General features: G+C 46.1%; 1 protein-coding gene. It reads right to left on the bottom strand.

The window, feature by feature from the left end:
* Positions 1-76: 76 nt before the first annotated feature.
* On the bottom strand, positions 77-709 hold a 633-nt coding region (locus D7V92_RS21840; protein ID WP_121773791.1), incomplete at its 5' end, for a site-specific integrase.

Raw genomic sequence — 709 nt, 5'->3', positions numbered from 1 at the left:
GCGCATTTATTTGCTTGTTTTTAGTTATTTTTTACTACATTTACGCCGTGAAATGAACGCTACTCCCCAAGTAGCCTTACCCCACCTCCGGCATATAATTATATACATTCTCAAAGCAAGACTTATTTACCACCGTCATTTTCTCCAAGGAGAAACTTCTTAGATAAATCTGGGTTGTCTTGATGGATTTATGCCCCAATAACTCGCTGATCATCTCAATGGGGACATTTTGCTCCTTCAATGCCATGGCAAAAGAATGACGGATCGTGTAGGAAGTCACATCCGAGGCTATTCCGGCAACCTCCTTCAACATCCTCAAGTTCCGGTTAAACCGGGACAAGGCCGCATTGTATTCGAGATATGCCTCATGGCCGTTCTTCGTCCCACTTAAAAAGGGAAATAAATAGCCGGAGCCTCCACCCCTCTCACCCGCCAGTTCCTTATACATAGCTTCCGCCGTATCCAAGACCTCCAACCGCATAGAGGTCCCGGTCTTCTGGCGATTGTAATCCAATATGCCGTTCTTGATATTACCCCTATTCAAATGAGCGAAATCAACGAACGACATCCCCCCGTATTGAAACATCAAGCAAAGGGCCAGCTGTGTCTTCCTTAACTTCTCTCCTTTTACAGGGACAGTCATCAGGCGATTCAAATCACCCAGAGGCAAGGATTTCTTGCGCTGGCTTTCCACACCCGTAAAAACCCC

The sequence above is a fragment of the Parabacteroides sp. CH2-D42-20 genome (assembly GCF_003670185.1).
Classification (GTDB): domain Bacteria; phylum Bacteroidota; class Bacteroidia; order Bacteroidales; family Tannerellaceae; genus Parabacteroides; species Parabacteroides distasonis.
Note: the sequence above shows the minus strand (reverse complement) of the source record. Positions and strands in the feature narration are given on the sequence as shown.